Origin of the sequence: Streptomyces sp. E2N166 (assembly GCF_003671715.1) — a bacterium.
Taxonomy (GTDB): domain Bacteria; phylum Actinomycetota; class Actinomycetes; order Streptomycetales; family Streptomycetaceae; genus Streptomyces; species Streptomyces thinghirensis.
The window spans coordinates 394,118-406,997 of the sequence record NZ_RAIF01000012.1; the positions used below are offsets into that span (position 1 = coordinate 394,118).

At 73.2% G+C, this 12,880-nt stretch carries 12 protein-coding genes; 3 read left to right on the forward strand and 9 right to left on the reverse strand.

Annotated features, from left to right (window positions below; all coding sequences use genetic code 11):
• Positions 1 to 419 precede the first annotated feature (419 nt).
• Positions 420 to 2,303 (forward strand): anthranilate synthase family protein, encoded by a 1,884-nt coding sequence (locus tag EBH09_RS09450; protein ID WP_121746577.1) that lies wholly within the window; start codon positions 420 to 422, stop codon positions 2,301 to 2,303.
• Here EBH09_RS09450 and EBH09_RS09455 read toward each other — a convergent pair.
• The 5 genes from EBH09_RS09455 to EBH09_RS09475 all read right to left on the reverse strand — a co-directional run bounded on the left by EBH09_RS09455 (position 2,255) and on the right by EBH09_RS09475 (position 7,248).
• On the reverse strand, positions 2,255 to 3,250 hold the full coding sequence (locus EBH09_RS09455; RefSeq protein ID WP_121746578.1) for a 2-hydroxyacid dehydrogenase: 996 nt from the start codon (positions 3,248 to 3,250) through the stop codon (positions 2,255 to 2,257). The two genes, EBH09_RS09450 and EBH09_RS09455, sit on opposite strands and share 49 nt — an antisense overlap.
• 163 nt (positions 3,251 to 3,413) lie before the next feature.
• Positions 3,414 to 4,442 (reverse strand): 6-phosphofructokinase, encoded by a 1,029-nt coding sequence (locus EBH09_RS09460; RefSeq protein ID WP_121746579.1) that lies wholly within the window; start codon positions 4,440 to 4,442, stop codon positions 3,414 to 3,416.
• A 52-nt stretch (positions 4,443 to 4,494) separates the two neighbouring features.
• On the reverse strand, positions 4,495 to 5,172 hold the full coding sequence (locus EBH09_RS09465) for a response regulator transcription factor (protein ID WP_193776212.1): 678 nt from the start codon (positions 5,170 to 5,172) through the stop codon (positions 4,495 to 4,497).
• A complete protein-coding gene (locus tag EBH09_RS09470) occupies positions 5,169 to 6,413 on the reverse strand; it encodes a DUF5931 domain-containing protein (protein WP_121746580.1) in 1,245 nt (414 codons plus the stop codon). The genes EBH09_RS09465 and EBH09_RS09470 overlap by 4 nt, the downstream gene beginning before the upstream one ends.
• Before the next feature lie 46 nt (positions 6,414 to 6,459).
• Positions 6,460 to 7,248, reverse strand: coding sequence for a lysophospholipid acyltransferase family protein (locus EBH09_RS09475; protein WP_193776299.1), 789 nt, complete (start codon positions 7,246 to 7,248; stop codon positions 6,460 to 6,462).
• 223 nt (positions 7,249 to 7,471) lie between these two features.
• On the opposite strand from EBH09_RS09475, the gene EBH09_RS09485 reads away from it, so the two are divergent.
• Both EBH09_RS09485 and EBH09_RS09490 read left to right on the forward strand, forming a co-directional pair.
• Positions 7,472 to 8,275, forward strand: a complete 804-nt coding sequence (locus EBH09_RS09485) for an alpha/beta fold hydrolase (protein ID WP_121746582.1) — start codon at positions 7,472 to 7,474, stop codon at positions 8,273 to 8,275.
• Positions 8,268 to 8,936 (forward strand): hypothetical protein, encoded by a 669-nt coding sequence (locus EBH09_RS09490; RefSeq protein ID WP_121746583.1) that lies wholly within the window; start codon positions 8,268 to 8,270, stop codon positions 8,934 to 8,936. Before EBH09_RS09485 ends, EBH09_RS09490 begins: the two co-directional genes overlap by 8 nt.
• 74 nt (positions 8,937 to 9,010) lie before the next feature.
• Here EBH09_RS09490 and EBH09_RS09495 read toward each other — a convergent pair whose 3' ends face one another.
• From EBH09_RS09495 to EBH09_RS09510, 4 genes are all read right to left on the reverse strand, one after another.
• A complete protein-coding gene (locus tag EBH09_RS09495; protein WP_121746584.1) occupies positions 9,011 to 9,778 on the reverse strand; it encodes an endonuclease/exonuclease/phosphatase family protein in 768 nt (255 codons plus the stop codon).
• 154 nt (positions 9,779 to 9,932) lie between these two features.
• Positions 9,933 to 10,886 (reverse strand): ROK family glucokinase, encoded by a 954-nt coding sequence (locus EBH09_RS09500; RefSeq protein WP_031035803.1) that lies wholly within the window; start codon positions 10,884 to 10,886, stop codon positions 9,933 to 9,935.
• A gap of 54 nt (positions 10,887 to 10,940) precedes the next feature.
• The gene (locus EBH09_RS09505; protein ID WP_121746585.1) at positions 10,941 to 11,495 is read right to left on the reverse strand and encodes a DUF5304 domain-containing protein; all 555 of its coding nucleotides are present in this window, start codon (positions 11,493 to 11,495) and stop codon (positions 10,941 to 10,943) included.
• Positions 11,496 to 11,552: 57 nt separating this feature from the next.
• Positions 11,553 to 12,737, reverse strand: a complete 1,185-nt coding sequence (locus EBH09_RS09510; protein ID WP_121746586.1) for an ArsA-related P-loop ATPase — start codon at positions 12,735 to 12,737, stop codon at positions 11,553 to 11,555.
• Between the last annotated feature and the right edge of the window lie 143 nt (positions 12,738 to 12,880).

Here is a 12,880-nt window from a genome sequence, read left to right on the forward strand (position 1 = left end):
GTGCTGAACGGCCCGAGCGACCTGAACCGCGACGGAGTGCCGGACCTGGTCGCCCGCGACAAGGACGGCGTGCTCTGGCTCTACCGCGGCACCGGCAGCGCCTCCGCGCCCTTCGAGAGCCGGAGCAGGATCGGCGGCGGCTGGAATACGTACAACATGATCGTCTGACCCCGCTCGGCACCGCGGCACGTCCCGGGATACGGAACGTGCCGCGGCGCCGCGGGCGGATGCGCTAAGGTCAGCCGCATGTTCGCGCATACGACCCAGAACTGGTGGTGGACCGCTCATCCGGCGGCCCACTGACTGCGCGTAACGAAAGACTTCGCGAAGGCCGCCCGAGGGGCGGCCTTCGGTGTTCTCGCGACCGGGCCGTTCCTCCCACCGAGAGTCTCGACGAGAGACCGAGAGGGACACCGATCATGACACCGCTCGACGGCCTCCTGGCCGAACCCCGCCCGTTCGCCCTGCTCCGCCGCCGCACCCCGGGCCGTGATCACGACACCGTGGAACTGCTGCTCGGCCCGGTGACGGAGCACGACAGACTCGCCGGCCTGCCCGACGAAGGGCTGGCGCTCGTCCCCTTCCGGCAGATCCGCGAGCGGGGCTTCGACGTCCGTGACGACGGCACACCGCTGCTGGTGCTGACCCCCGAGGAGCGGTACGACATCCCGCTCGCCGACGCCCTCGCCGCCCTCCCCGCGCACGACGTCCGCGTCGAGGGCGGCGGCTTCGACGTCGACGACGAGGAGTACGCGGAGATCGTCGGACGCGTGCTGGACGAGGAGATCGGGGGCGGCGAGGGCGCCAACTTCGTGATCCGGCGGACGTACGAGGGGCGGGTCCCGGGGTTCGGGCGGGCCGACGCGCTGGCACTGTTCCGGCGGCTGCTGGAGGGCGAGCGGGGCGCGTACTGGACGTTCGTCGTGCACACCGGGGACCGGACGCTGGTCGGGGCCAGCCCCGAGGTGCACGTGCGGATGTCCGGCGGCACGGTCGTCATGAACCCGATCAGCGGGACGTACCGCTACCCCGCCGAGGGCCCGACCCCCGAGCACCTGCTCCGCTTCCTCGCCGACGGCAAGGAGATCGAGGAGCTGTCGATGGTGGTCGACGAGGAGCTCAAGATGATGTGCACCGTCGGCGACATGGGCGGCGTGGTCGTCGGGCCGCGCCTGAAGGAGATGGCACACCTCGCGCACACCGAGTACGAACTGCGCGGCCGCTCCTCACTGGACGCGCGGGAGGTGCTGAGAGAGACGATGTTCGCGGCGACGGTCACCGGCTCGCCGGTGCAGAACGCCTGCCGGGTCATCCAGCGGCACGAGGTCGGCGGGCGCGGCTACTACGCGGGCGCGCTGGCGCTGCTCGGGCGGGATTCCGGCGGCGCCCAGACCCTCGACTCCCCCATCCTCATCCGTACCGCCGACATCGACGCCGTCGGGCGGCTGCGGGTACCGGTCGGCGCCACGCTGGTGCGGGGCTCGGACCCGGCGGGCGAGGTCGCGGAGACCCACGCCAAGGCGGCCGGGGTGCTGGCGGCGCTGGGCGTACGTCCGTCCCGGCCGCGTGCGGAGGCCGGGCGGCCGAAGCTGGCCGACGACCCCCGGGTGCGGGCGGCGCTGGACGGGCGCCGGGCCTCCCTGGCGCCGTTCTGGCTGCGGATGCAGGAGCCGTCGGACGCGCTGGAGGGGCACGCCCTGGTCGTCGACGCGGAGGACACCTTCACGGCGATGCTCGCGCACCTGCTGCGTTCGTCGGGGCTCACCGTGAGTGTGCGGCGCTACGACGAGCCGGGGCTGCGCGAGGCGGTGCTCGGACACGAGGGCCCGGTGGTGCTGGGGCCCGGCCCAGGAGATCCGTCCGACCCCGCCGATCCCAAGATGCGCTTCCTGCGCGCCCTGACCGCCGACGTGATCCGGGAGAACCGGCACGGTGTCCTCGGCGTCTGCCTCGGGCACGAGCTGATCGCGGCGGAGCTGGGGCTGGACACCGTGCGCAAGGAGGTGCCGTACCAAGGGGCGCAGACGGAGATCGACCTGTTCGGGCGGCGCGAGACCGTCGGTTTCTACAACAGCTTCACCGCGCGCTGCGACGACGAGACCGCCGCGGAGCTGGCCGCGCACGGGGTGGAGGTCAGCCGCGCCGACAACGGCGAGGTGCACGCCCTGCGCGCCGCAGGGTTCGCGTCGGTGCAGTTCCATCCCGAGTCGGTACTGACGTTGAACGGCGCCGCGATCGTGCGGGAGCTGGCCGGTCAGCTGCGCGGTACGAGCACGTTCTCCGAGCGGCGGCCCTCCCGGTAGTCGAGGACGTTCTTCACCGTGGCGTCGACGATCTGGCCGACGGCGTCCTCGGTGTAGTACGCCTGGTGCGAGGTGACCAGGACGTTCGGGAAGGTGACGAGGCGGGCCAGGGTGTCGTCGGCGATGGCCTCCAGGGACTTGTCGAGGAAGAACAGGCCCGCCTCCGCCTCGTACACGTCCAGACCCACGCCGGTGAAGCGGCCCGCGCGGAGCTCGCCGACGAGCGCGGCGGTGTCGATCAGGCCGCCGCGGCTGGAGTTGACCAGGACGGCGTCGTCCCGCATCGACTTCAGGGCGGCCCCGTCGATCAGGTGCCGGGTCTCCGCCATCAGCGGGAGGTGCAGGGTGACCAGGTCGGACTGGGCGAGCAGCTCGTCCTTGGGGACGTAGCGCATGCCCAGCTCCATGCAGGCGGGGTTCTCGGCGATGTCCCAGCCGAGCAGCCGCATGCCGAAGCCGTGGGCGATCCGGGCGAAGGCCTCGCCGATCTTGCCGGTGCCGAGGACGCCGGCGGTGCGGCCGTGCATGTCCCGGCCCATGAGGCCGTGCAGGCGGAAGTCGAAGTCCCGGGTGCGGGTGGAGGCTCGCACGATACGGCGGTTGACGGCCATGGCGAGGGTCCAGGCGAACTCGGCGACCGAGTACGGGGAGTAGTACGACACCCGGGCGACGGTCATGCCGAGCCGCCCCGCCGTGTCGAGGTCGATGTTGTTGAAGCCGGTGGAGCGCTGGGCCACCATCCGGGTGCCGCCGGCCGCGAGGATCTCCAGGACGCCCGCGCCGAGGTCGGCGTTGACGGAGGTGGAGACGATCTCGTGGCCGGCCGCGATGGGGGCGGTGTCCTCGTTGAGGAAGACGTCGAGGCAGCGGATCTCGTCGTGGCCGTGGAAGGCCCGCTCGATCAGGGGCTTCTCGTCGGCCTGGACGCCGAAGGCCAGGATCTCCATGACCGCTCCCGTTCTGCTGGGCTCCGGGCTGCTGCTGGTCTCCGGGCCGAATATACGGCGCCGCGCCCGGAGCCGCCGGTCAGCGGTCAGCGGTCAGCGGTCAGCGGTCAGCGGTCAGCGGTCAGCGGTCAGCGGTCAGCGGTCAGCGGTCAGCGGTCAGCGGTCAGCCGAAGAAGACACCGACCTCCTCGTACAGTTCCGGATCGACCGTCTTCAGCCGGGCCGTGGCGTCCGCGATCGGGACGCGGACGATGTCCGTGCCGCGCAGCGCGACCATCTTGCCGAAGTCGCCGTCTCGGACACAGTCGACGGCGTGCAGGCCGAACCGGGTGGCGAGCCAGCGGTCGAAGGCGCTGGGCGTGCCCCCGCGCTGGACATGCCCGAGGACGGTGGTCCGGGCCTCCTTGCCGGTGCGTTTCTCGATCTCCTTCGCCAGCCACTCACCCACCCCGGAGAGCCGGACGTGCCCGTAGGAGTCCAGCGACTGGTCCTTGAGCACCATGTCTCCGTCGCGCGGCATCGCCCCCTCGGCGACGACGACGATCGGGGCGTACGAGGCCCGGAACCGCGAGGTCACCCAGGCGCAGACCTGCTCGGTGTCGAAGCGCTGCTCGGGGATGAGGATGACGTTGGCGCCGCCGGCCAGGCCGGAGTGGAGCGCGATCCAGCCGGCGTGCCGGCCCATGACCTCCACGACCAGCACCCGCATGTGGGACTCGGCGGTGGTGTGCAGCCGGTCGATGGCCTCGGTGGCGATGCCGACGGCCGTGTCGAAGCCGAAGGTGTAGTCGGTGGCGGACAGGTCGTTGTCGATCGTCTTCGGCACGCCGACGCACGGCACGCCGTACTCGTCCGCGAGGCGGGTGGCGACGCCCAGGGTGTCCTCGCCGCCGATGGTGATGAGCGCCTCGACGTCGAGCTTGGCGAGGTTCTCCTTGATGCGCCGGATGCCGTGCTCGTGCTGGAGCGGATTGGTGCGCGAGGAGCCGAGGACGGTGCCGCCGCGGGGCAGGATGCCGCGGACGGCCGGGATGTCGAGGCGGACGGTGTCGCCCTCCAGCGGACCGCGCCAGCCGTCCCGGAAGCCGACGAAGTCGTAGCCGTACTCCTGCACGCCCTTGCGGACGACGGCCCGGATGACGGCGTTGAGCCCGGGGCAGTCGCCGCCTCCGGTCAGTACTCCGACCTTCATCACGTAACCCCTTTGCCACGGTGGGTGGTTGGGGCCACTGTCCCGCGAGGGGTCAGGCGTCGTCCAGACCCCGTTCTATCGCGTACCGCACCAGCTCCACGCGGTTGTGCAGCTGGAGCTTGCCCAGGGTGTTCTGGACGTGGTTCTGCACGGTGCGGTGGGAGATGACGAGGCGCTCGGCGATCTGCTTGTAGCTCAGGCCCTTGGCGACCAGGCGCAGCACCTCGGTCTCACGGTCGGTGAGCCGGGGCGCCCCGGGCTCGCCGGTCTCCGCGGCCGGGGCCGGTTCGGAGGCGAGGCGGCGGTACTCGCCGAGGACCAGTCCGGCCAGGCCCGGGGTGAAGACCGGGTCGCCGAGGGCCGTGCGGCGCACCGCGTCCTGCAACTCCTCGGTGGAGGCCGACTTCAGCAGGTACCCGGTCGCGCCGGACTTCACCGCCTCCAGCACGTCGGCGTGCTCCCCGCTCGCGGAGAGCACGAGGACGCGCAGCTTCGGGTCGGAACCGACGACCTCCTTGCAGACCTGCACGCCGGGCTTGCCGGGCAGGTTGAGGTCGAGCACGAGGACGTCGGGCGCGGCGGCCCGGGCACGGCGCACCGCCTGGTCGCCGTCGCCGGCGGTGGCGACCACGTCGAAGCCGGACTCGGCCAGGTCCCGGGCGACGGCGTCGCGCCACATCGGGTGGTCGTCGACCACCATGACCTTGATCGGTTCCTGTCGCTCGGTCATCGGTCTGCCGCCTTCCCCCGCGCGGTGGTGCTGGTTTCCTGAACTGCCTTGGGTGCCTTCAGTTCGACCTCGGTGCCCTGACCGGGCACCGAGACCAGCTCGGCCGTGCCGCCGAGTTCGCGCAGCCGGCCCCGGATCGACAGGGCCACGCCGAGGCGCCCCTCGCCCTCGGCCTCGGCGAGCCGCCCTTCCGGGATGCCGGGCCCCTCGTCGCGGACGGTGACGATCACCTCGTCCGGCTCGTCCTCGACCAGGATCCACGCGCGCGCGTCCTCACCGACGTGCTTGCGGACGTTGTCCAGGGCGGCGCCCACGGCGGCCGCGATCTCCCGGGCCGCGAGGGGGGCCAGCAGGACCGGCGCGCCCGGCTCGGCGAGGTTCACCAGGGAACCGGCGTACGGGGCGAGCAGGGCGCGCAGATCGACGGGCCCGTCGGGATCGTCCCGCTCCGGTTCCTCCACCGCGCGTACGAGGGCGCCCTCGGCGGCGTCCTCCGACACCCGGGAGACGGGCACCAGACCGCCCGAGACCAGGGTGCGCAGCGCCACCTCCTGCTCGCCGGCCATCCGGCCCAGCTCGGCCGCCTCGCCGCCGATGACGGCGCCGCGCCGCTGCACCATCGCCAGCACCTGAAGCACGCTGTCGTGGATGTCCCGGGCGAGCCGCTCCCGCTCCCTGGTCGCCGCCTCGATCTCCAGGGCGCGGGCGAGGGTGCGCTCGGAGGCGCGAGCGACCTCGACGACGTAGCCGATGGCGATGGAGGCGACCCAGACGAGGATGACGTTGTGGACGGTGTCGCGGGCTGGGCTGCCGCGTTCGACCAGGTTGGCGGCGGCGACGAGGGTGGAGGCGACGGCCGCCCAGCGCCAGCCGCCCTTGATGGCGAAGGCCAGGACGGAACCGGCGGTCCATATCGACGGCAGGGTCGGCCCGCCGTCCATGACCCGTTCGTGGGCGTCGGCGAACGGCGTGAGCAGGATGCCGGTCAGCGCGATGGTGAGGTCGGCGGCGAGGAACCGCTTGGTGCAGCTCGCCGCGCCCGCGACCTTGGGAAGGGTCGCCAGGGTCCAGACGAAGAGGACGGCGTAGTAGGCGACGGCGAGCCAGGGGCGGGCGAAGCCGGAGTAGGCGGTGGTGAAGAACCCGATCGCGTACAGCATGGTGAGCACGCGGTAGCCGGCGAGCGCGCGCCACAGCGGCTGCTCGACCGACATTCTCATGACTCTCTCGCGCCTGGTCATGTCCCCCCGTCCCCGGCCCGTACGGTCCCCTGCCCGTCCCCGGCCGCTACCGGTCGTCGGCGGACCGCTCCTGCTCGGCCGCCGTCTTCTCCTTGGCGGTCTGTTCCTTCTCCGCCTGGGCGAGCGCGGCCTTCGCGGCCCTGCCCGCCTCCTTCTCGGCCTTCGCCGCCTCCGCGATCTGCCGCTTCATGGCGGTCGCGTACATGTCGACGTACTCCTGGCCGGAGAGCTTCATGATCTCGTACATGACCTCGTCGGTCACCGCGCGAAGTACGAAACGGTCGTGCTCCATGCCCTGGTAGCGGGTGAAGTCCAGGGGCTTGCCGATACGGATGCCGGGCCGCATCAGCTTCGGCATCACCTGGCCGGGCGGCTGGATCTTCTCGGTGTCGATCATGGCGACCGGGACGACGGGCGCGCCGGTGGCGAGCGCCACGCGCGCGAGGCCGCCCGGCTTGCCCCGGTAGAGGCGGCCGTCCGGGGAGCGGGTGCCCTCGGGGTAGATGCCGAACAGCTCGCCCCGCTCCAGCACATCCATGCCGCTCTTGATGGCGGCCTCGCCCGCGCCGCGTGCCCCGGAGCGGTCCACGGGCAGCTGGCCGACCCCTTTGAAGAAGGCGGCCGTCAGCCTGCCCTTGACCCCGGGGGTGTTGAAGTACTCGGCCTTGGCGATGAAGGTCACCTTGCGGTCGAGGACGGCCGGCAGGAAGAACGAGTCGGAGAACGACAGGTGGTTGCTCGCCAGAATGGCGGGGCCGTCGGCCGGGATGTGCTCCAAACCTTCCACCCAGGGCCGGAAGGCGAGCTTCAGCGAACCCCCGACGGTGACCTTCATCGCGCCGTACAACAAGCGAGTGCCTCCTGTGTCTGTGGGTCAGACCCTATCCCGGGGCACCGTCAATGGCCCCGACGGCCCTGGTCGGTGTCAGTTCGGTCGCGTACGGTGAAGTACCCGCGAGTACCGCACCCGCGTGTACGGCGCCCGCACATACCGCACCCGCATGTACCGCACCCGCCGTGCCGGCTGTGCCGGCCCCCTGACGACAGGAGACCGAGACGTGCCGGTCCTGCCCGGAGCCGAGCCGTTCCGCCACGAGGGCGGTGAGGTCGGCGTGCTCCTCTGCCACGGCTTCACCGGTTCCCCGCAGTCACTGCGCCCCTGGGCCCAGTACCTCGCCGCGCGTGGTCTGACCGTCGCGCTGCCGCTGCTGCCCGGGCACGGCACGCGCTGGCAGGACATGCAGGTCACAGGCTGGCAGGACTGGTACGCGGAGGTGGACCGCGAGCTGCGTGCCCTGCGCGAGCGTTGCGCGAGCGTCTTCGTGGCCGGTCTGTCCATGGGCGGCGCGCTGGCCCTGCGGCTCGCCGCCAGGCACGGGGACGCGGTCTCGGGCGTCGTGGTCGTCAACCCGGCGAACCGGATGCACGGCGTGGCCCAGCACGCCCTTCCGGTCCTGCGCCATCTGCTGCCCGCGACGAAGGGCATCGCCAGCGACATCGCCAAGCCGCTCAGCTCGGAGCTGGGGTACGACAAGGTGCCGCTGCACGCGGCGCACTCGCTGCGTACGTTCTTCCGTCTCACCGACGGCGACCTGCCGCAGGTGACCCAGCCGCTGCTGTTGCTGCGCAGTCCGCAGGACCATGTGGTGCCGCCGGCCGACTCGGCCCGCATCCTCGGCCGGGTGTCGTCGACGGACGTCACGGAGATCCTGCTGGAACAGAGCTACCACGTGGCGACGTTGGACCACGATGCGGACCGGATCTTCGCGGAGAGCGTCGCGTTCATCGGCCGGCTCGCGCCCGGTTCCGGCAAGGAGCCGGAGCCCGGTCTCGGCAAGGAAGGGACGGCCGCAGGTGGCTGAGCACGACTCCGACCGCGAGGACCGCGAGGAGCGGGACCTGGAGCGGGAGCGGGAGCACCGCGAGGGACCGGAGCGCGCGGCGGACCGCGCGGCGCCCGAGGAGCAGGGGGTGCCCATCGACGAGGACGCCGTCTGGGCCGCGATCGTCGCCGGGTACGGGGACGAGCCGCCGGACCCGCCGGGCGCGAAGCCGTTCAAGTCGGTGGAAGACCTGGCGCTGCTGGAGCCGGAGACCAACGAGACCAACGACGACAAGCCCGAGCCGGACCGCCCCGCCGCGGACGGCCCGGCCTCCGCCCGGCCCCTGGGCGGCTCCGTGGCGTTCGCCCCTGGTGTCGGCCCGCGCGACCACTCCCTGGCCGAGCCCTCGGACGACGATCCGGGCAAGGACGACGGTCTCGGCGAGGACGAGGAGGGCCACTTCGTACCGCCCGAGCCGCCGCCGCTTCCCGAGGGCGACCCCACCGCGAAGTTCGCCTGGCTGGGCGTGCTCGGCGGTCCGGTGCTGCTCCTGCTGGCGGTGGTGCTCGGCTGGGACATGACCTGGTGGCTGCAGACCCTCAGCATCGGCGGCTTCCTCGGCGGCTTCGCCACGCTGGTCATGCGGATGCGGACGGGCGACGAGGACGACGACGATCCGGGACGGGGCGCGGTGGTCTAGGGCCTCGCGGGGCAGGCGGGATTTGTCAGACAGGCCCCAGGGGTCTCGACCCGCGGGGTCGTGCAGGCGGCCTGTCAGCTCGCGGACGCGGCGGGTACGCGGAGGGCGGTCAGGACCGGGAGGTGGTCCGTGGCCGCTCTCAGATCGTCCTCGGCCACGCCTGGGAGCCCCAGCGGTACGCCGCAGCCCAGTACCTCGATGCCCTCCGTGACGAAGACCGCGTCGATGCGCCGGTCGGGACCGGTGGCGGAGAAGGTGTATTCACTGCCCCAGGGCTCGGCCGTCCAGCAGTCCCGCAGGCCGTCGCCGAGCCGCCGGAAGGTGCGGCCGCCGGGTCGCTCGTTCAGGTCGCCGCCCGCCACGGCGTGCGTCACTCCCAGGCCGGCGAGCCGGTCGAGGAGCAGGCCGGCCTGCTCGTACCGCTCGCCCGCCTCCAGTGACAGGTGGCAGCTCAGGACGCCGAGGCGGGCCCCGCCGATGCGGACCACCGCGGTGGCGAGGCCCCGGCGGTGCCTGCCGGGCGTGAGCGGGAGCAGCACGTCCTCGGTGCGCTCGACAGTGGCCCGCAGGGAGCACAGCAGCGCGGGCCCGGCGGCGGTGCCGCCCCCGGAGAGGAGGACCAGCCCGGACGCGGCGGCGAGGCGGGTGAGCTTCTTGCGCCAGCGGAAGAAGCGGGGGGCCTCCTGGAGGAGGACGAGGTCCGGGGCGCAGGCGGCGATGACCCGGGCGAGGGCGTCTGTGTCGTCGCGCATCGAGCGGATGTTGTAGCTGAGGACCCGGATGACGGCGGAACCGTCGGGTTCGGTGCGGGAGTTGGGGAGCGGCTGGAGGGACGTTGCCATGCGGTCAATTTACGGGACCGGACGGTCGGGCGCCTTACGGCTCGGGCGCGAGGTTCGCGGACGACTGCCGGTCGTACGTGGCTTGTCGCGCCCGCGGGGCGGAGCCGCACATCGGCTCCGCCCCGCGCCCCTCGGGGACTTGCGGCGCCGTCGCCTACATGATCGGGTCGGGCTCCCGGGCCAGGTCGGCCGCGCCTACCAGGCCGGCCTTGTTGCCGAGCTGGGCGGCGACCACGTCGGCTACCGGGCGCCAGTTGCCGCCGACCAGCCACCGCTTGTACGACTTGCGGATCGGGTCGAGCACCAGGTCGCCCTCGTCGGAGAGGCCGCCGCCGACGATGAAGGCGGACGGGTCGAAGAGAGAGGCCAGATCGGCGAGGCCCGCGCCGGCCCAGCGGGCCAGCTCGCGGTAGGAGTCGACGGCGACCGGGCAGCCCTGGCGGGCGGCGACCGAGATGTGCTTGCCCTCGATGCCGTCGGGGGTGCCGTCGCCGAGCGCGAGCAACACCTCGGCGCGCTCGGGGGTGGCGTTGGCGCGCTGCTTGGCGTAGCGCACGAGGGCGCGGCCGGAGGCGTACTGCTCCCAGCAGCCCTGGGAGCCGCAGCCGCACAGCAGGCCGTCCGGCACCATGCGGATGTGGCCGAACTCGGCGGCCACGCCGAAGTGGCCGCGGCGCAGCTTGTTTCCGATGATGATGCCGCCGCCGAGGCCGGTGCCGAGGGTGATGCAGATGACGTTGCGGTGGCCCTTGCCGCCACCGAACTTGTACTCGCCCCAGGCCGCGGCGTTGGCGTCGTTCTCCACGACGACCGGGAGGCCGACGCGGGCCTCGACCTTCTCCTTGAGCGGCTCCTGGCGCCAGTCGATGTTGGGCGCGAAGTAGACCGTGGAGCGCTGCCGGTTGACGTAACCGGCGGCGCCGATGCCGACGCCGACGATCTCGTGTCCCACGCGTGCGCCTTCCACCGCGGAGGCGATGGCGTCCACGATGGCCTCGGGCGTGGTGGGGGTCGGCACCTTGTGGGTCGAGAGGATGTTGCCTTCCTCGTCGACCACGCCGGCCGCGATCTTCGTGCCGCCGATGTCGACGCCGATGGTGAGTCCCATGAATCCCTCAGTTCGGTCGAGCCCCGCTATGGCCAACCGTACCCGAGGGCGGTGTCAGTCCAAGTCGATGCGCTGGCCCGGGCCGGTGCCCTCGTCGCCGTCGTCGCGTCCGGTGTCGCTTCCGTCGTCACGCGGTTCGTCCAGGTCGCGGGGGTCGCGCGGCTCGTCCGCCGAGGTCCCGGCGGTCCAGCGGCGCTCCTGGTTCTGGACGGCGGAGCGGTAGGCGGCGAGGAGTTCGCCGCCGGCGGCCGCGAGGTGGTCGAAGACGTCCGGGTTGCGCTCGATGACCGGTTCGACGGCGGCCTTGGCCTGCTGGACGACCTGCCGGACCACCTGCTGGGCGGCCGGTCCGGCGACCTGGCCGAGCAGCGGGGACTGCAGGCCGGACAGCTTGTCCGCGACGGTGTCGACGAGCCGGCGCAGCTCCTCGGCGGCCGAGCCGGGCGGCGGCCCGTACTCGGCCCGGCGGCGGGCCTTCTCCGCCTCCAGGTCCTCGGCGCACGCCGTCGCCCAGGCGTCGGCGTCGGCCGGTCGCGTTTGGCCGGCCTCGTCGACCGCGTCGGCCTCGTCGGGGCGGGGGGCCTCGGACGGGGGGAGCTCTTCGCTCATGACGGACTCCTGACTACGGTTCGTCCTTACGACGTTACCCGAACGGGTGCGGCGCGTTCAGCGGCTCCGCGGCCACAGCCTCGGGTCCGGCGCGAACCGGACGGCGAGCGTGCCCTCCCGCAGGGCGGCCCCGTCGACCGTGCAACGGCGCAGCGCGGACGGCAGCGGGACGATCCGGCGGAACGGCCCGGCGGTGACGACCAGTTCGTCACCGCGGCGGACCAGGTCGAGTTCGTCGCGGGTGGCGCCGGGCAACGGGAGGTGCCAGACCAGCACGCCGTCCTCGGCCAACCGGTCGGTGACGGGCCACTCGACCGGGGGGACGTCCCGGTTGACGTCCGGCGCGTCGAGCGCCGCGAGGTCGTCCCCGCCGCGCGGGTCCCGTCCGAGGTGGGCGACGGCGCGGACGTCGTACGCGCCCTGCCACTCCTCCAGCGTCTTGCGCTGCTGGGTGAGGGGGCCGGTGAGCCAGCTGTCCGCCGGGGTGTCCTCGGGCAGGACGCGGTTGGCGACCAGCAGGTCGGTGCGCAGGCCCCGCAGGGCGAGGCCGAGGGTGGTGGAGCGGACGGCGTCGGCACCGGCCGGGCCCGGCTCGGCGACCAGCCGCACGACGGTGTTCCGGTCGGCGACGACGGCCTCGGCGGCGGCGAGTTCCAGGTCCCAGCGGGCGGCGGCCTCGTACAGCGCCTCGGCGGGCATGGGGACGCCGGCGAGCCGGCCGAGGACGGGGCGCAGGGCGCGGGCCGCCTGCCGCTCGGGCGGGAGGAGACGGCGCAGGTAGCGGCGCAGTTCCTCGGGCAGGGCGAGCAGCGCGAGGGCGCGCGGCGCGGGCGGGAGGTCGACGACGAGGAGTTCGTGGTGATCGGGGCCCTCGGCGAGGGCGGCGTCGCGCAGGGCACGCAGCAGGGCGAGTTCGTCGGCGCCGGGCAGGGGGGTGAGTTCCTCGGGGTCGAGGCGGCCGGCGCCGAGGAGGTCGAGCGCGGAGGCGGCGCGTTCCTGGAGGGCGACGAGGTCGTCCCGGAACCCTTTCGCGGCGTCGGGCCGCCAGGCGGTGAGGCGGGGTTCGACGGTGATCGGCGCGGGGCCGCCCGTGGGCATCCCGAGCACGGCGCCGAGGGTGTCGTCGCGGTCGGCGCCGAGGAGCAGGGTGCGGGTGCCCTGCCGGGCGGCGGCGAGCGCGGTGGCGGCGGCGACGGTGGTACGGCCGCTGCCGCCGGGGCCCGTGATCAAGATGGTGCGCATGGGGGTGAACGGTACCGGTGCCTCGGCGGCGCCGGGTGCGGGTGCCGGGGGCGCGCGGCCCGGCGTCCCGGGCACCGCACGGCTTGGCGCGGCCCGGCGCTGGCGAGGTGCCTCCCCCCTCCCGGCTCCGCTCGAACGGGAGG